This is a genomic window from Blautia sp. AF14-40, from assembly GCF_003479665.1.
In the GTDB taxonomy this organism is placed as follows: Bacteria; Bacillota; Clostridia; order Lachnospirales; family Lachnospiraceae; genus Fusicatenibacter; species Fusicatenibacter saccharivorans.
Genome location: NZ_QUHK01000004.1, coordinates 147,918 through 166,001 on the forward strand (window position 1 = coordinate 147,918; position 18,084 = coordinate 166,001).

14 protein-coding genes are annotated in these 18,084 nt (G+C 49.8%); 11 read left to right on the forward strand and 3 right to left on the reverse strand.

The genetic code is table 11. From position 1 onward, the window contains the following. The first annotated feature begins 396 nt into the window (after positions 1-396). A complete protein-coding gene (gene pulA, locus DWW13_RS18790) occupies positions 397-4,365 on the forward strand; it encodes a type I pullulanase (RefSeq protein WP_158579749.1) in 3,969 nt (1,322 codons plus the stop codon). A 221-nt stretch (positions 4,366-4,586) separates the two neighbouring features. Here pulA and DWW13_RS04940 read toward each other — a convergent pair whose 3' ends face one another. Further along, complete coding sequence (locus DWW13_RS04940) at positions 4,587-4,967, reverse strand: 4Fe-4S binding protein (RefSeq protein ID WP_022463049.1); 381 nt, start codon at positions 4,965-4,967, stop codon at positions 4,587-4,589. A gap of 314 nt (positions 4,968-5,281) precedes the next feature. On the opposite strand from DWW13_RS04940, the gene DWW13_RS04950 reads away from it, so the two are divergent. The 6 genes from DWW13_RS04950 to DWW13_RS04975 all read left to right on the forward strand — a co-directional run bounded on the left by DWW13_RS04950 (position 5,282) and on the right by DWW13_RS04975 (position 10,353). Further along, positions 5,282-6,121 (forward strand): C39 family peptidase, encoded by an 840-nt coding sequence (locus tag DWW13_RS04950; protein WP_117801633.1) that lies wholly within the window; start codon positions 5,282-5,284, stop codon positions 6,119-6,121. A 68-nt stretch (positions 6,122-6,189) separates the two neighbouring features. Further along, the gene (spoIIID, locus tag DWW13_RS04955; protein ID WP_055220903.1) at positions 6,190-6,447 is read left to right on the forward strand and encodes a sporulation transcriptional regulator SpoIIID; all 258 of its coding nucleotides are present in this window, start codon (positions 6,190-6,192) and stop codon (positions 6,445-6,447) included. 86 nt (positions 6,448-6,533) lie between these two features. Then, a complete protein-coding gene (locus tag DWW13_RS04960) occupies positions 6,534-7,280 on the forward strand; it encodes a copper homeostasis protein CutC (RefSeq protein WP_118660421.1) in 747 nt (248 codons plus the stop codon). 38 nt (positions 7,281-7,318) lie between these two features. Then, positions 7,319-8,578 (forward strand): M20/M25/M40 family metallo-hydrolase, encoded by a 1,260-nt coding sequence (locus DWW13_RS04965; protein WP_118719467.1) that lies wholly within the window; start codon positions 7,319-7,321, stop codon positions 8,576-8,578. A gap of 15 nt (positions 8,579-8,593) precedes the next feature. Continuing rightward, complete coding sequence (locus tag DWW13_RS04970; protein ID WP_117801631.1) at positions 8,594-9,523, forward strand: nucleotidyltransferase family protein; 930 nt, start codon at positions 8,594-8,596, stop codon at positions 9,521-9,523. A 98-nt stretch (positions 9,524-9,621) separates the two neighbouring features. After that, on the forward strand, positions 9,622-10,353 hold the full coding sequence (locus DWW13_RS04975; RefSeq protein WP_118719469.1) for a glycosyltransferase family 2 protein: 732 nt from the start codon (positions 9,622-9,624) through the stop codon (positions 10,351-10,353). Positions 10,354-10,435: 82 nt separating this feature from the next. Here DWW13_RS04975 and DWW13_RS04980 read toward each other — a convergent pair whose 3' ends face one another. Next, the gene (locus tag DWW13_RS04980; RefSeq protein ID WP_118719471.1) at positions 10,436-11,563 is read right to left on the reverse strand and encodes a hypothetical protein; all 1,128 of its coding nucleotides are present in this window, start codon (positions 11,561-11,563) and stop codon (positions 10,436-10,438) included. Between the two features lie 562 nt (positions 11,564-12,125). Between DWW13_RS04980 and DWW13_RS04985 the strand changes: the two genes are divergently transcribed. Continuing rightward, positions 12,126-13,100: a cell wall hydrolase gene (locus DWW13_RS04985; protein ID WP_118719473.1), complete on the forward strand. Its 975-nt coding sequence runs from the start codon at positions 12,126-12,128 to the stop codon at positions 13,098-13,100. Positions 13,101-13,218: 118 nt separating this feature from the next. On the opposite strand, the gene DWW13_RS04990 is transcribed toward DWW13_RS04985, so the two are convergent. After that, positions 13,219-14,415 (reverse strand): nucleotidyltransferase domain-containing protein, encoded by a 1,197-nt coding sequence (locus DWW13_RS04990; RefSeq protein ID WP_022461109.1) that lies wholly within the window; start codon positions 14,413-14,415, stop codon positions 13,219-13,221. Between the two features lie 217 nt (positions 14,416-14,632). Between DWW13_RS04990 and DWW13_RS04995 the strand changes: the two genes are divergently transcribed. From DWW13_RS04995 to DWW13_RS05005, 3 genes are read left to right on the forward strand one after another with little or no spacing between them, the layout of a single operon-like run. Then, positions 14,633-14,902: a PqqD family protein gene (locus tag DWW13_RS04995; protein WP_022461108.1), complete on the forward strand. Its 270-nt coding sequence runs from the start codon at positions 14,633-14,635 to the stop codon at positions 14,900-14,902. Positions 14,903-14,930: 28 nt separating this feature from the next. Next, the gene (locus tag DWW13_RS05000) at positions 14,931-17,111 is read left to right on the forward strand and encodes an NAD-dependent epimerase/dehydratase family protein (RefSeq protein ID WP_117813388.1); all 2,181 of its coding nucleotides are present in this window, start codon (positions 14,931-14,933) and stop codon (positions 17,109-17,111) included. Next, positions 17,108-18,064, forward strand: coding sequence for a hypothetical protein (locus DWW13_RS05005; protein WP_022461106.1), 957 nt, complete (start codon positions 17,108-17,110; stop codon positions 18,062-18,064). Before DWW13_RS05000 ends, DWW13_RS05005 begins: the two co-directional genes overlap by 4 nt. Positions 18,065-18,084 lie beyond the last annotated feature (20 nt).

Sequence of the window (18,084 nt, forward strand, 5' to 3'; positions counted from 1 at the left end):
GCCTCTTGACTTCCGGCCTGGATGGCCGTCCGTCATCCTCACTCCACTGCCTCCCACGAGTGCATCATCCGCATGCCGCCGATGCCAATGCGCCTGTCTGCGCGGCAGGTGCCACGACGCCGGAGCCAGATCCTGGGGTTGGAGGACGGGAGGAGTGGTCTGGATCTGCCCGGAGGGCAGATCGGCGTGAGATTGTTGTGTGTGGAAGGGGAGAGTGTGTTGGAGGACGGGGAGAGGGGCTGGATTCGCCTGGAGGGCGAATCGGCGTGAGTTTGTTGACTGGTGCAAAGTTTGGAGATAGAATGAAAAAAATATTTTCGGAGTTTTTTGTGCTTGATTTTATGAGAACAGAAAAGTTTCGGGAAGATATTGTGTGAAATTTGGAGGTTTTTGGGTATGGATAGGATTCGACTGAATGCTTCGGAGTGGATGGATTTCCGGAGTGGAGAAAAGAAGTGTTTTTTGCTGACAAACGGACTGGGAGGTTATTGTTCGCTGACGGTGATGGGGAATGCGGCGAGGAATGATCAGGCGCTGTTAATGGGAGCATTGAAGGCGCCTACGGTGCGGGAGCATCTGATTTCGAATGTCTGGGAGACGTTGGAGGTGGATGGTGAGGAGACGGAGCTGTTTTCACAGGAGTTTGTGAATCGGACGCAGAATGTGGAGGGGTTTCGGTTTCTGGAAGGATTTGAGATGGGGAGTCTGCCGGTATGGTTTTACCGGGTGAAGGGGGTTGAGATTGAGAAGACGATTGGGATGGTTCAGGGGGAGAATACGGTTCTTGTCCGGTATCGGGTGAGAAGTGGGAAGAAGGGGAGTTTTTCGGTTCGGCCGGTGATGCGGTTTGCGGCGAAGGGGGAGCAGCTGCAGGAGGGGCAGGATTTTGCGGTGGACCGGAAGTGCATTGCGAGCAATGGTGTGATTCTTTCTTATGGGACAAATGGGGAGCTTCAGATGGAGAAGGAGAGGATCTGGAGGGATTTGTTTTTTGAGCAGGATGCGCGGGATGGAAGAGATGGCATCGGAAGTGCTGTCGTGAATCACCGGATTCGGTTTGAGATGACGGGAGACGGCAGGGAGCAGGTCTTTTTTGTTGTGTATAGTCTTGCGGATGATGTGGATAAGTGGGATGAGGAAAGGATTGCGCTGTGGATAGAAGAGGAAGAAAAGCGGCAGGAGGCGATTGCGGAAAAGTCCGGGATTTCTGATCCGGTGGGAAAGCGGCTGGCGGTGAGTGCGAGTCAGTATATTACGGAACGGGCATCGACAGGCGGGAAGAGTATTATGGCTGGCTTTCCTTATTTTGCGGACTGGGGGCGGGATACGATGATTTCGCTCCCGGGATGCACGCTGGCACTTGGGGAGTATGAGGCGTGTAAGAGCATTCTTCGGACTTTTATGGCATATACAAAAGAAGGACTGATGCCGAACCTGTTTCCGGAGGGGGATGCGCTTCCGATGTATAATACGGTGGATGCGGCCCTTTTGTTTCTGGATGTGGTGTATGAGTATTACCTTGAAACAGGAGATCTGGAGTTTGTGCGCGAGGCGTTTCCTGTGATGGAGGATATTGTGTTCTGGTATCAGAAGGGAACGGATTTCCATATTAAAATGGACAGTGACGGGCTGATTATGGCCGGGGGCGGCCTGGAGCAGGTGACGTGGATGGATGTGCGGATTGACAAGGAGCTGCCGACACCGCGTCACGGAAAGCCGGTGGAGATTAATGCGTACTGGTATAATGGTCTGAGGATTCTGGAAGAGCTGGCACCGTTTGTCGGAAAGGATGGATCGGCGTATGGGAAGCTTGCGGAGCAGGTGAAGAAGAGTTTTCTCGAAAAGTTCTGGATGGAAGAGGAAGGATATCTGAAGGATGTGCTGAACGGCACGTATGAAGAGAAGCAGTTCCGATGCAATCAGGTCTTTGTGCTGGCGCTTCCGTTTCAGATGGTGAGTCAGAAGCAGGGGCAGCGGATCTTACAGGCGGTCAAAGAAAAGCTGTATACGACAGCAGGACTGCGGTCATTGGAGATGGAGGATCCGGCGTTTCATCCATGGATCGGTGGAAGTCAGCCGGAGCGTGACAGAGCATATCATCAGGGGACAGTCTGGGGATTTCCGCTTGGGGCGTATTTCCGTGCGGTGCTGAATTATTATTTCCCGAAGGAGGGAAAACAGGAAGTGCGCCGCGGACTGGACCGTCTTGCGAGCTGGATGCAGGAAGGATGCCTGTTTCATCTGGCGGAGATTTATGATGGTGCGGCGCCGGTGATGTCGAAGGGCTGCTATGCGCAGGCGTGGAGTGTCGGAGAGATTCTGCGAGTTTACAAAGAAATGGAGGGAAAGAAGATGAATGCGGTGGTGAAAAGAACGCCGGCGGAGTGGAAAAGTTTTTTTGAATCGGAAGAATTTGTGGAAAACTTTACGTATGAAGGGGATGACCTCGGTGTTTCGGTAAAAAAGAGCGGGGAATGCGATGAAAACTGGCAGATGCCGAAAAAGGATGAACAGTTTGTGACAGAATGGAAGCTCTGGGCGCCGACAGCGATGGAGGTTTCGCTGGAGCTGTTTTCCCGCGGCAGCAGCCGGGAGAACGGGGACCGAAAAATAGCTTCGCTTGCGATGACACGCGGCGAAAAGGGTGTCTGGAGCTGTGCAATGCAGGGAGCCTGGTATGGAACGTATTATACGTATCATATCCTGCACTCGGATGGTGTCTTTGATACGACAGATCCGTACGGCGTGGCTTCCGGTATTGATTCGGAGCGGAGCATGGTGGTGAATCTTGCAGAGACGGACCCGGCAGGCTGGGAGCAGGATGAAAGACCGGAAATCCGGCCGGAGGATCGTTGTGTGTATGAGCTTCATGTGAAAGATTTTTCGAGTGATCCGCATTCCGGTATTTCGGATAAACACCGTGGAAAGTTTCTGGCGTTTACGGAAGAAGGCACGACGCTGAACGGCGACGGGATTCATGCGACGGGGTTCAATTACCTGAAATCGCTTGGCATTTCTCATGTGCATCTGCTTCCTGTTTTCGATTTTGGCAGTGTGCCGGAAGATGATGCGGAAGCGTTCAACTGGGGATATGACCCGGTGCAGTACAATGTGCCGGAGGGATCCTATGCAACCGATCCGTTCCACGGGGAGGTACGTATCCGGGAAATGAAGGAAATGGTTCAGGCGCTGCATAAGGCCGGCATCGGTGTGATTATGGATGTGGTATACAATCATACGTACAATCTCGATTCGCCGTTTCAGAAAACAGTTCCTTACTATTATTATCGTGAATGGGAGGACGGCACGATTTCCAATGGTTCCGACTGCGGAAACGAGACAGCGAGTGAGCGGGAGATGTTCCGCCGCTTTATGGCGCGCTCGGTTTGCTACTGGGCGAAGGAGTATCACATCGACGGATTCCGCTTCGATCTGATGGCACTGCACGATACGGAGACAATGAATGCGATCCGCACAGCGCTGAACCGGATGCCGCGCGGCGAGGAGATTCTGGTTTACGGTGAACCGTGGAAAGCAGCGGCAAGCGCAATGCAGGAGGGATATTTTCCGTCGGATAAACAGAATATCGGAAGGCTGATGGATGGCATTTCCATGTTCTGCGACGATACGAGAGATTCGATCAAGGGAAGCGTTTTTATTGCCGCAGAGGGAGGCTATGTCAATGGAAAAGAGCGTCTTTCCGCAGGAATACTTTCTGCGACAGATGGCTGGATGGACGGAAAAGGAGCCTACGAGCCGCGCAATGCGAGCCAGCTGATTCCGTATGTGTCGGCACATGATAATTATACACTGTGGGATAAATTAAAACTGTCCGATCCGAAGCGGAAGGAGGATGCGGAGCCGGATTTTGACAAGATGGATGAGCGGACGCTTTCGATGAACCGTCTGGCGGCGGGCATTGTGATGACCTGCAAGGGAATGCCGTTTTTCCAGGCGGGTGAGGAATTTGCGCGCACGAAGCATGGCGAAGGAAACAGCTTCAAATCGTCGTGGCAGCTCAACAAAATTGACTGGACACGCGCCTTAGAGCAGGAAGAGCTGGTGGACTATTACCGTGGTCTTCTCGCTCTGCGCCGAAAATTTCAGGCATACGGAACGTGCGAGCCGGACTGTAAAAAGACATTTTTCCGTGAAAACCAGATCGCAGGTTACGAACTGGAATACCCGAATGGCCGCGCAGTCTGCGTCTTCTACAATCCATGGGAAAAAGAAGCTTTGCAGAAACTCCCGGAAGGAAACTGGAAACTGCTCTGCGATGGAAAACGCTGTGCAGAGGATGGAGCAGAGATGAAAGAAAGCATGATGCTTCCGGCAAAATCGATGGTTCTGCTGGCGCGGGAGTAAAATTGTAAATTTTGTCCCTTTTTGTCGGAATGCTGTCTGCGGAAACGGGCATCGATCATTCTGCCAGGCGGCGAGCGGGAATCAATTGTTTTTCGTTTAACAGAAAAATGCACTGTGGAATTGTCCGACGACGTTCCACAGTGCATTTTTATGTTTATGTGAGCAATGAGTCAGGATCTGTGCTTACATGAGATCCTGGCGGTATCTAAGAGTTCGGATCATTATTCGTCCACAACTTCCAGTACATCCATCGGGCAGGCTTTCGCGCAGATACCGCAGGCGATACATTTGGAAGCCGGATTTCCCTCGGTTTTTACGATCAGGCCAAATGGACAGGCCTTCGCACAGGCTCCGCATCCCGTACATTTTTTCTTGTTGATCATGTAAACGCCCTTCGGGTTCTGGGTGATGGCGCCTTCCGGACAGGCCTCGGCACATTTACCGCACTGCGGACAGGCGATCGGGCGAACAGCCTTTTTCTCTACGATCTGCAGACATGCCTTGTCCGGATCAAATACCTTATAAAATGCCTCAGAACATGCTCCCACACAGGCAAGACAAGCCATACAGGTGCTGCCTTTTTTTACTTTCAGTTTTTTCATTTTGTTTTATCCTCCGCTTAAAGATGTTGTTTTTCCTATTTTACCATTTTTGAACTTTTTTCTCAATGATATTTCCGGAATTTGCCATCTTTTTCCTGCTTGCGGTTTTGCTTCCGTTTCGCATGGCTTTGCACAGATACAAAAAATCTTAAGAAAGCAGACGGAAAAAAAGCAGTTTTTCTTCGGAAAATATACAAAAAGAAAAATCGGAAATTTGTTATGATGAAAAGGAAGAATGTACTCTCAATCAGCTCACAAAATCAGGCACAGAAAGATTTTGGGAGTACACCATAAGATCGGGAGGGGGATTTTTCATGATTCGTGAAGACAATACACTGGAATGGCAAGAGACAGCAGAACAAAAAAGAATGACACAAAGAAGGATAATACAAAGAAGAGAAAGAGCACGGAGACGAAAAAGAAAGGTATGGCGGATCCGCGGGCTGCTATTGCTGTTCGGCTGTCTTCTGTTTTTGGGCGGTGTGCGGCGCTTCCGGCAGAATCCGATCCAACGGTATGCGAAAGCAAACGGCATTTCAATGGATCAGTACCCGGAGGAGCTGTTGTCGCTTTACGAGAGAAACAATGAGACGGAGACGTTCGTCGAAGAATATCCGTTGAAAAAAGAGGAGGAGCCGGAGATTGACCTGAGCGACCTGTCATCCGCATCGGAGGTTCCGCTTCTCTTGCAGTGGGATCAGAGATGGGGCTATCACCGATATGCCGGTGAAGTGATGGGATTAAGCGGCTGCGGACCGACAGCACTTTCCATGGTTGCCATTTTCATGACCGGCGATATCACAAAAAATCCGCGCTGGGTCGCCGATTTTGCCTCACAGAACGGCTATGCCGTGGACGGCAGCGGAACCGCCTGGTCTCTGATGCTGGAAGGAGCCCGGCAGATCGGCCTTTCCAGCAAAGAAATCCCTGTGGAACGGGAACGGGTGGAAAACAACCTGCAGGCCGGAAACCCCATCATTGCCCTGATGGGACCCGGGGAGTTTACCAGCAACGGTCATTTTATCGTTCTTACCGGATTGCAGAATGGCAGACTGAAAATCAACGACCCAAACAGCAGAAAAAATTCCGAAAAAACCTGGGATATCGATCAGGTGCTGGAACAGACAAAAGCGGTATGGGTATATTACAAATAATAAAATAGAAGACATACCCATCAAAGCCTCCGAATACACTGTAAAAACAGCGTCTTCGGAGGCTTTTTGTGAGGGACTATATCGAAGAGCGTGCTGTGGAGACAGCAATTTACATGATTGAGACGAAAGCGACCGTACGGCAGACGGCGAAAAAATTCGGAGTGAGCAAAAGTACCGTGCATAAGGATCTGACATCACGTCTGGTACAAGTGAATCCGGGTCTGGCGGCAGAGGCAAGGAAAATTCTGGATGTGAACAAGTCTGAACGCCACATTCGCGGCGGCATGGCAACGAGAGAAAAATATCTGCATCAGAAGCAGAAGTGAACGAAAGTGAAACAAAGAAGCTCTTTCCTAATTGCCTCAAATAGGGTATGATAGAGAAAGAAAATTACGAAAACAGAGGGAATTTTATGAACGATTATATCCTGGAAGTCTGCGTGGACTCGGCGGAGTCGGCGCTTGCGGCGGCAAAAGGCGGGGCAAGCCGGCTGGAGCTGTGTCAAAATCTGGTGATCGGCGGAACAACGCCGAGTCCGAAGCTGTTTGAGGTGATCCGCAGACAGACAACCATTCCGATTCATGCATTGATCCGCCCGCGGTTCGGGGATTTCTGCTACACCCCATATGAATTAGAAGAAATCCGCGAGGAAGTCGCGATGTACCGCGAACTTGGTGCAGAGGGCGTTGTGGTCGGTGTACTGAAAGAGGATGGAACGATGAATATGGCGGCAATGGAACAGCTGATGGAGGCAGCCGACGGCATGTCCGTGACGCTGCACCGCGCGTTTGATGTCTGCCGCGATCCCAAAGAAGCGCTTGAGCAGGCGGTATCGCTCGGTATGAACACCATTCTCACCTCAGGTCAGCAGAACAGTGCGGTAAAAGGAGCAGAGCTTCTCGCCGAACTGCAGCGCCAGGCGGCGGGACGCATCCGTATTCAGGCGGGCGGCGGTATCTGCGCGGATGCGATCCGCGAGCTGTATCCGAAAACCGGCGTGACCGCCTACCACATGTCCGGAAAAATCGAACTGGCGAGCCCGATGCAGTATCGGAAAGAAAATGTGAACATGGGACTTCCATCCTTAAGCGAATACACCCTCTACCGCACGGACGTCAAAGCCGTGCGCAGCGCGAGAGCGGTACTGGAAGAACTTTAAGAAAATAAAAAAAGAAAAGAAAAGGACATAACATTATTATGAAAGCAAATACCATCAGCGGCCAGCGGCAGTATGCGTTCGTCAGCCAGTTTAACTACATCCGCGAAGCCGGAACGGAAGGCGAAGAAAAAGCAGCCTGCCGGATCGAAAAAGAACTTTCTGAAATCGCAGAAAAATGGGGGCAGGGCGAATTGCAGATCCGCCGCGAGCCGTTCGAGATTGAGACATGGCAGGTTGACGAAGCTGTCTTTACGGTCACAGAGCCATATGAGAAAACATACACCGTCCGCGGCTGCTTCGCGGCAGCCAATACCGCTCCGGAAGGCGTGGAGGCACCATTCCTCTACGTAGAAAACGGCGACCCGGTCAGCCTTTCCCATGCAGAAGGGAAAATCGTCCTGATCAACGGCGGTGCCAATGCAGAAAACTATGAAAAACTGGAAAAAGCAGGAGCCGTCGGATTTCTGATCCTGACCGGAACGCCGCTGGACAAAGACGAGGACCGTCTGCCGGACTACCGCACCCTGCGCGGCGTAAAAAATCCGAAACTGCCGTGCGCCGTCATTCATTATCTTGATGCGATGGAACTGGTAGAACGGGGAGCGAGCCGTGCACGCCTCGTTTTACAGCAGAAAAAAATCAGGAGAACGTCGAAAAATATCATCCTGCGCATCACGGGAACCGAGCAGCCAGAGGAAATCCTGACGCTGACGGCTCATTACGATTCCGTTCCGCAGGGACCTGGTGCATACGACAACATGGCGGGCGCAGCGATCATCATGGAGCTGGCACACTACTTCGCCGAAAACCGCCCGAAACGGACACTGGAATGCATCTGGTTCGGCGCGGAGGAGCTGGGTCTCTGCGGAAGCCGGGCATATGTGAAAGCGCACGAAGCCGAGCTGGCGCAGCACCGCTTCAACATGAACGTCGACCTCGCCGGACAGGCCATCGGCGGAACCGTGCTTGGCGTGGCAGCAACGAAAGAGGCATGCGACGCGATCATGGAGCACTTAAAACAGGCGGACAAAGGCGTATCGCTCATCAACAACATCTGGAGCAGCGATTCCAACACCTTCGCATGGAAGGGCATCCCGGCGATGACGCTGAACCGCGATGGTTTCGGCATGCACACCTGCCACGATACGATCGACTGGATCTCCGCCTGGTCACTGAACCGGAGCGCCGGTGTCCTGGGCGAAATCGCCGAGTATCTGGCGGATGCAGAACCATTTCCATTTGAAAGAGAAATCCCGGCAGACTTTGCGGAGAGATTAAAAGTTTATTTTGGAGAATAAAAAGGAGAGAAGATCATGAGCAAAAAACCAGTATTAGTCATCATGGCAGCAGGAATGGGAAGCCGTTACGGCGGATTAAAACAGATTGATCCGGTTGACCCGTACGGAAATATGATTATCGACTTTTCCATTTATGATGCAAAACAGGCAGGCTTTGAGAAAGTCATCTTTATCATCAAAAAAGCCATCGACGAGGCATTCCGCGAGGGCATCGGCAAGCGAATTGAGAAATACATGGATGTAGAGTATGTTTACCAGGAACTCGACGTTCTCCCGAAAGGCTACGAAGTGCCGGAAGGCCGCGTCAAACCGTGGGGAACCGGTCATGCGATTCTCTGTGCGGCAGAAGCCATCGACGGCGCACCGTTCGCCGTCATCAATTCCGATGATTATTATGGAAGAACGGCATTCGAGGAGATCTACCGCCAGCTGACAACCGAGCAGGACGGCGCGACCTATCAGTACGCGATGGTTGCCTACGACCTGTACAAAACCCTGACCGACAATGGCCACGTAGCCCGCGGCATCTGCACCGCAGACGATCAGAATCACCTTGTCGGCATTCATGAGCGCACAAGAATCGAAAACCACGGCGGACAGGCCGAATACACCGAGGATGACGGCGCAACCTGGACTGGACTGCCGCAGGGAACCGTCGTTTCCATGAACCTCTGGGGCTTCACACCGAGCATTCTGATCGAGCTGAAACGCCGCTTCCTGCCGTTCCTCGAGAATGTATACAAAACCAACCCGTTAAAAGGCGAATACTTCCTGCCGTTCGTTGTCGATGAACTGCTGCAGGAGAAAAAAGCGGAAGTCACCGTACTCCGCTCCTATGATAACTGGTACGGCGTAACGTACAAAGAAGACAAAGAAAATGTCATGGCAGCACTGCAGAAATTAAAAGACGAGGGCCGTTATCCGCAGAAACTGTGGGAAGAATAACAAACGAACAGTACTGGGAAATTTTCTCCATGAGCGCATCTTTCGCAATGAAAAGAAATCCTGTATAATGGATGGAAGGAAATGCAAGGAGAATACCAATGGATACTTTATATATTGTAATACCAGCCTATAATGAGTCGGAAAATATCAAAAGAACGATCGAGGAATGGTGTCCCGTCGTGGAGAAGCATAACGGCGGCGGTGCGTCCCGTCTTGTGATCATCAACGACGGAAGCCGCGACGATACGTATGAAATTGCTTCAGCAGAGTGCGAAACCCACCCGTTGCTCACCGTGCTGACGAAGCCAAACGGCGGCCACGGTTCCACCGTTCTGTACGGCTACCGCTATGCACTTGAAAACGGTGCGGACTATATCTTCCAGACCGATTCCGACGGTCAGACCGATCCGGCGGAGTTCGAAAAGTTCTGGCAGATCCGCGAGGGCTACGACGCCATTTTCGGAAACCGCACAAGCCGCGGCGACGGCTTTTCCCGCGCTGTCGTGGAAAAAGTGCTGTGCGCGGTGCTCTGGACCTATTTCCACGTATCCGTGCCGGATGCAAATGCCCCGTTCCGTCTGATGAAAACAGACTACGTGGCCGAGTATCTGCCGCTGATGCCGGAAAACTACAATCTGCCGAACGCACTGCTGACTGCCTTCGGAGCGTATTTTCACCGGAAAATCCGTTTCATCCCGATCAGCTTCAAGCCGCGTCAGGGAGGAACAAATTCCATCAACATCCGTAAAATTGTAAAAATCGGCCGTCAGGCGTTGCACGATTTCTGTGAGATTCAGAAAGCGGCTGCGAAAAAAGAGGATAAAAAATAATATAAGAGAAGGAACGTATCCCATGTTTCATGAGATACGTTCCTTCTTTTTGTATGCTTATTTTTTGTTATGGACCTTATTTTTAATAGAAGCGATGCGATCTTTCCTGATTCATGGAATCCTTTAGTGCCAGAAGTGATTCGATCAGGATCAGAAGCAGGATCACAGCAATCATGACTGCGAGGATCTGATTTGTTCGCTGATGGAACCAGGAGCCGATTCCTGTGTGTGCAGTCTGTGTATTCTCGGCCTGTGCGGCATTTTCAAGAGCTGCAGTTTCCGAAGTAAGAATCTGTGCATCCGGGTCTGTTGTTCTGCCAGATGGTAGAATCTGCGTTGCAGCTGGAAGCTGGCTGGAAGAAGTAACAGCGGATGCGGTAACTTCCGGGTGGATGGTGGAAAGATCAACTTCTTCGTCTTCTGTAACAACTGCGCTGGCAATCGGTTCTGCTGCGATCGGTTCGGATGCAGGAACCTGTTCCGGTGCGGTTTTGGATGCAGGAGCTGCGGTTTCCGGAAGAATATTTTCCTGTGCCGGCTGTTCCGAAGCAGATGGCTGTACCACGGTCGGGGTTTCTGCCGGTGCGGATGGCTGTTCCGGAACGGATGGTTCTGGAGCGGCCGGTTCTTCCGGAACTTCCGGTGCAGATGGCTCTTCTGGAAGAGATGGCTCCGGGTCAGTTGCCGGTGTTTCCGGGATTGCGGTACAGTAAACAAGAGAAGTCATCGCCGCCGAAGAATCCGTAATCACAACGGAACCACCATTGGAAACGGCCTGTCCATTAACATAGAAGGAAATCTGATCCATATCCAGTGTGTAGCCAGGTTCCGTAACCATCGATACGGAGAACGTTCCGTTTACTTCCTCGACCGGTTCGCTGTTCTGATACAGGACATAGGAACCATCATCGGAAAGATATGACATGGTGACCGGCGCATCCATTGTGGAATCCTGAAATGTCAGGGCAGCATCGGTAAAAGCAAGAGCCGCCTGATCGGTGTTCAGATAGAATTCCAGGTCCTGTGCATCGTAATGGGTGAAGTGAATGGTAATTTCACCGGCGTCTGTATTTTCTGCACTTGGAACTGTCTCGGCGGCTGCCGAATACGGAGCGGAAAAAAATAATCCGGCCGCCAGGAGGCCTGCCATTCCGAATCTCAGAATCAAATTTCCTGTGTGTTTTTTCATTGTCTGTGTGCTGTGTAACATATGACATCCTCCTTTCACCTGATTGGTTTCTGATGTCGGTCTGTTTTATTTTCCTGCGGTAAGTTTCACGTATAAATTGAAAGAAAAATAATTGATAAAATATAAATTTTCTTTCTTTTTAAAGATTATACCATATGTAGAAAGAAATATCATGTAAAAATAAAAAGTTAAAAGAAAATTTGAAAATGCGTCAAAAGTGGAAAAGGTTTGTAATGCATGTCGAAAAATAGAAAAAGAACTGTCACAATTTCTTAAAAAATATTTGCGGAAAAAGAGGGCAGAAAGGGCAGAATGTGAAACAAAAGCAAAATAAAAAGAAGGAAACAAGACACGGAAAAGTATTCCAGGCAGGCCGCATGCAGAAGAAAAAGTGGGAATAAAAACCGATCCAATTCGTCAAAAAAGCGGAAAAGTGGTGAAAAATTGTGGGTTCTATGAAAAAAACGATGGGAAAAGACAGGAATGTTGTCGAAATATTCTAGTTGACAAAAAGATGTAACACTGGTAGAATCGGTTTGTAACAAGATGTAACAAAAACGTAATAATTATTCAGGAGGTAAGTATGACATTCAAAAAAAGTTATGTGCCGGGCATCCTGGGGAGCGTGCTCACACTGACTGTCATCATGGCTGCACCCGTAAAAGCAGAGACAAAGGAAGAAACCATTTTAAATAAAACAGACTGGAGCACAATGGCTGCAGCAAACGTAGAAGGATATGTCAACATCCGCAGCGAGGCAAACGCAGATTCCGAGATCGTCGGAGTTCTGATGCCGGGCTATGCGGTTACTGTAACAGAAAAAGGAGACGAGTGGAGCAAGATCTCTTCCAATGGTGTAGAAGGCTACATAAAGAATGAATATCTGGTATTTGGGGAAGAGGCAAAAGCACATTACCGCAATATGTGCGGTATCACCGGAGTTGTTCAGGCGGACAGCCTTCGTGTCCGTGAGGCAGCATCCACAGATTCCGCGCAGGTTGGAACACTGACACAGAATGGTGAAGTCAGCATATTCGGCGAAGAGGCTGACTGGTATCAGATCCAGTACAGCGGAAGCAGCGCATACGTTCATGGAGACTATGTGACACTTTCAGAGGAGTTAAAAGGTGCTGTTTCCATGGAGGAATACCAGGCATCACAGGCCTGTGCGGCAAGCAGCGCAGCAGCAGCCTCCACAGCAGGCAGTGCATCGGTAATTTCCGCAGACAGCAATGATGTGGCAATGCTTGCAGCACTGATCGAGTGCGAGGCAGGCGGCGAGAGCTACACAGGAATGGTGGCAGTCGGAGCGGTTGTAGTAAACCGTGTCAACAGCGGTTCCTTCCCGAACAGCATTTCCGGCGTTATTTATCAGAGTGGACAGTTTACACCGGTTGCGACCGGAACTTTCCAGAGTGTGCTCGCACGCGGAGCGAGAAGTGACTGTTACGCAGCTGCACAGGCTGCACTTGCAGGTGAGAGCCCGGTTGGCGGATGCCTGTATTTCAACAGCGGCTACGGCAGCGGAATTCAGATCGGATATCAGCATTTTTATTAAAAACAGGCGTGGAACCTTTGCAAGGGGATAGGCAGAGGGAAGACGCATTCCCATAGATTGACAGAACAGAAAAACGAGTAAGTGAACAGGGGAGACGTTCGCTTACTCGTTTTTCGTTTTATTGCAAATCGTTGTTGTCGAAGATTTTTAACAGCTTGGTCTTCCGGTTATCGGCCCGGAAGTCTGCCAGCGTCTGCCGCAGTGTCGTGTGGCGGATACGGTAGGTGTTGGACAGGAAACAGAAAAATGTGATGACCCAGAGAACCGGCCAGAGAAGTACGCATTTATGAAGCTTTGGGAACCGCAGCTTCATCTGAATATGGCCTTCGTGGAACCAGGCATGGATACCGGTGTGCTGGTAGGAACCGCTGCTGACAATTTTTCTCTGTGTATCACTGCCGAAATCGCCGTCTGCGAGAATTTTTTCCAGAAAAATGGCACAGTCAGAGGCAGAGCAGTGAACCTGCGGATCAATGGAGGCAGAAAGACCGAAATAAATACGGCAGGATTCCAGAATCAGCTCATACAGATGAAAAATTTTCGATTCCCGGCACCAGAAGTGGATTTTTTCAAAATTAACCTCGGAGGCATAACGTTCCAGATACAGAGTGAAATCGCAGAGCAGACGGCTGCCAAAACCGCTGTAGAGGTAATGCTTGAGCATGTGATGCAGCATGTAAAACACATTTTCCGTTGGCGGCAGTACCGGATAGGTCTGACCGTAGAGTTCCACGAAAGATGGTTTCAGATGACTGGCGGAAAAAATTTCGTCCACCAGTTCATTGGCCCGGGAAAACTGATAAATACCGACGATGCGGTAATGGAGTTCCAGCGTAAAGGAGCGGCCAGTCTCGGGAAAAGTGAAGCGGTAGGTGACATGGTGATCGCTCTCCTCCGGCTCCTCCGTGTAGCCATGAGCGTTAAGAATCCGGCAGGCACGGGAAAAAGCATCTTTTTCGGGAATATAAAGATCCAGATCTCCCAGCTTCCGATATTCGGGAATGGGATAATTGGCGGCGAGACTGATGCCCTTTAAGAGAAAGCAGGGAATCTTCTCCGCAAGGAGGAGCGAAAAAGTAAGGCGTGTAAAATGTTCCAGCTGATAATAGGAGAGCAGCATCTGCTTCGTCTGCTGTTTGAGAGCAGAAAACTGCGGCTGCTGTTCAAAATATGGCAGAAGAAACGGAAGCGAACAGTGTTTTTCGGCCAGACGGTATAAGGCGGACGGATCCACACCATCAAGCGGGACCGGTTCGGACAAATCCGTGCATAAATTTTTTAAAATCTGTAAATAAACGGCATCAAGCGGCTGCATAAGATACTCCTTTGGGGAAAAGATTTTTCAAATATGTTTTAGTATATCACAAAATGGAAAAAGAAAGTGCAGAGAAATAAAACTTTATTACAGATATCAATAAAAAGCAAAATAAAGTTTACAATGCAATTGGGTAGGGCTATAATAGAACTATTAGTATCCTTGTTTTTCTCTGAGGTAAGAAAGAAAAGCAAGACGCAGAAGAATGGAGATAAAAATGACCAGAAAAGGTGATTTTGTACTCAGACAGATTGCAGACGAATATGTTCTGATTCCATATGGGGCGACGGCGGAAAAGATGAATCAGGTACTCACACTGAGTGAAACAGCAGCTTTTATTTACGAGCAGACCGGCGATGCCGTATCTGCAAAAGAGATTGCAAAACGGCTCGGAAAAGCTTACGATATGCCGGCGGAGGAAGTGCAGGAGGACGTAAACGCAGTGCTGGAAACATTCCGAAACTATGGTATCCTGGAGCGTGTTTGAAAAATCTACGAAAACGGCGAGGTAGCGTATGATAGTATTTTTAGTCGGCGGCGAGAGCAGACTGATGGATGCTCTGATCACCAAAATGGAAAAAGACGGACATAAGACATATCTGCTGACCGGAAAGCGGGATGGAAGAGGAAAGTACCGCCGCGTCTTCGAACGGTATAATTTCCCCTACGACAGCGAGAGCGTGCGGGAAATTTTTACCAATGTAAACCCGGATCTTGTTATTTTTCTCGGAGCTTACGATACCAACTATGACTGGAGTGATGCCAGAAGAGAGTCGGTCCGTTACACCGCAGATCTGACGAACCTTCTTTCGGCGTATGCATTTAAACAAAATGGTCGTTTTGTGTACCTGTCTTCCGAAGTTGTTTATGGCCGGTCTTACAGCAGCGATATCCACGAAACGGAACCGGCATCGTCCAAAAGCTTTCAGGCAATGGCGATTTTGCAGGGAGAAAATATCTGCAAAAGCTATCGTGACACCAGAGAGATGGACACGCGGGTTCTGCGCTTCGATCATATGTATGATATTCCACGGAAAGGAAAGGCCGACAATAACCCATGTTTCCAGATGATGCTGGAAATGCTGAAAACCAATCAGATTGCAGCAAACAGCCGAAATGTTTTTTCCATGATTTATCAGAGCGATGCGGTGGAGTTTGCGTACCGCGTGATGATGGCAGAGCATCCGAAATATCCGCTGTATCACATTTCTTCCGGCGAGGTCATCAGTCAGATGAAACTGGCAGAGCTGATTCAGCAGAATGCGGGAGACGGAACGACGATTCGGGATGATACCGTCGGAGAGGGCTATCGCCTGGTGCTGGATGGCAGACGGTACAGGAAAGAATTTGACGGAAAAATTTTTGTCCCATACGAAGAAGGCGTAAAAGCTGTTGTAGAGTATATGAAGAAATACAGCAGTTCCTTTTTACAGAGAGAAGATACGGGCGCCGGATGGGGCAACCGGGTCTGGAGACTGCTGGTGCGGATTTTCCGCATGCTGGCTCCGTATCTGGAAAACCTGATCTGTTTTATCCCGTTCTTTATGATTCATAACCGTGCGGTCGGCAGCCAGTATTTTGCAAAGCTGGATGCGTATCTTTTGTATGTGCTTTTGTTTGCGATTGTGTATGGACAGCAGCAGGCGATCTTCTCAGCGCTTCTGGCGACGGCTGGCTACTGTTTCCGCCAGATGTATAACCAGAGCGGTCTGGAAGTGCTGATGGATTACAGTACGTATATCTGGATGGCGCAGCTTTTTATCCTGGGCATGGTAGTCGGTTACATGCGTGACCAGATTCATCATATCAAAAAGGACGATCAGGAGGAGATCAGCTATCTGCACGGACAGCTTGGCGATATGACTGAGATCAACGACAGCAATGTGCGGATGAAACAGATTTTTGAACTGCAGCTTGTCAACCAGAAGGACAGTCTTGGAAAAATTTATGAAATTACATCGTCACTGGATCAATACGGTGCCTATGAGGTGCTTTTCTATGCAGCACAGACGATTTCCAAGCTGATGAATACGGAGGATGTGGCGGTTTACACCGTTGCCAACCAGTCGTATGCGCGTCTCTTTTCCTTTACTTCGCCGACGGCCAGAAAGCTGGGAAATTCCATCCGCTACCCGGAGATGGAAGCGATGTATACGGATCTGAAAGAACGCCGCGTATTCATCAACAAGACGATGGATGAGCGCTATCCGCTGATGGCGCAGGCCATTTATGCGGAGGATGAAATGCAGATCATTCTGATGCTGTGGGGACTTCCGTGGGACCGCATGAACCTGGCCGAGTCCAATCGTCTGACGGTCATCAGCTATCTGATTCAGAATGCGGTTGTCCGTGCAAACCGTTATCTGGAAGCACTCCGGGAGCACCGTTATCTGGGCAACAGCAGCATTTTGGAAAAAGAGGCATTTACACAGCTGGTAAGTGCGTTTTTTGAGGCAAAGCGGAATGGACTGACAGAATGTTCCCTGGTAAAGATTACCTGCGGAGAAGAAAAATATCTGGAAGCAGCAGAGGTGCTCGGAAAGAAACTGCGACAGACCGATTACGTCGGAATGCTGGATGGCGGCCTGTATGTATTGCTTTCGGATACAGAGGAAAAGAATGCGCTGGGTGTTATTACTCGTTTTGCAGAAGCTGGATATGAGAGTACAATTGCAAATGGGGAGGTGGCCGCATGAGCATAAACGGAACACTGGCGTTTGTGATCCTGTGGATCGTGAATGCTCTGATTGCGCTTGTGTATCTGCTGGTTGGAATTTTCCTTTATGTTCCGGCGTGTGATCTGAAAAGAGAGCAGGGGGAGGAGATTCAGTACGACAATCGGAGAGCATTTTTTATTCGTTTTATCGTCATGGTTCTCTGCCCGGTCGTCGGTCCGGCATTTTTTCTGTGCAGTTATCTGATTTACAAGACGGTATTCCGCCAGGCGGTCGATCTGGAAGATGTTATTTTCAGCAAGGAACGTGTGCAGACACATCTGAAAGCGGACGAGGAGCGGGAGCGCAACATGGCGCCGCTGGAAGAATCGCTTGCCGTCAGTGACAAGCGGAATATGCGTATGCTGATGCTGAATGTGATCCGCGGAGATATGCAAAAATCCCTGGAATCCATTACCATGGCACTGAACAGCGAAGATTCTGAGACATCCCATTATGCGGCCTCGGTATTGCGGGATGAGCTGAACGATTTCCGGTCCAATGTGCAGAAAATGTACACGCAGATGCAGCAGGAAACAGAGACGGAAACAGAATGTGAAGAAATGCTGATCGATTATATGAATCGAATTTTAAGTCAGAAAATTTTTACAACAATGGAGCAGACCAAGTATGTCAATATGCTGGAAGAAGCGGCCGAATCGCTGTACCAGAAAAACGGTGCACGAATTACGGCAGACCGGTACGAGGGACTGTGCCTGAAACTTCTGGATTTAAAAAAAATTCCGGAAACCGAAAAGTGGTGTATGCGTCTGGCACGGCAGCACGGAAATGCGCTGGCAGCGTATACCTGCCGGTTAAAACTGTATTTCACAATGGGGGAAAAAGAGAAATTCTTCGAAGTTTTGCAGGAACTGAAAGAGTCTGATATTATTATTGATAATGAGACGCTGGAGCTGATCCGGATTTTCAGTTAAGCAGGAAGAAAAAGAAAAGC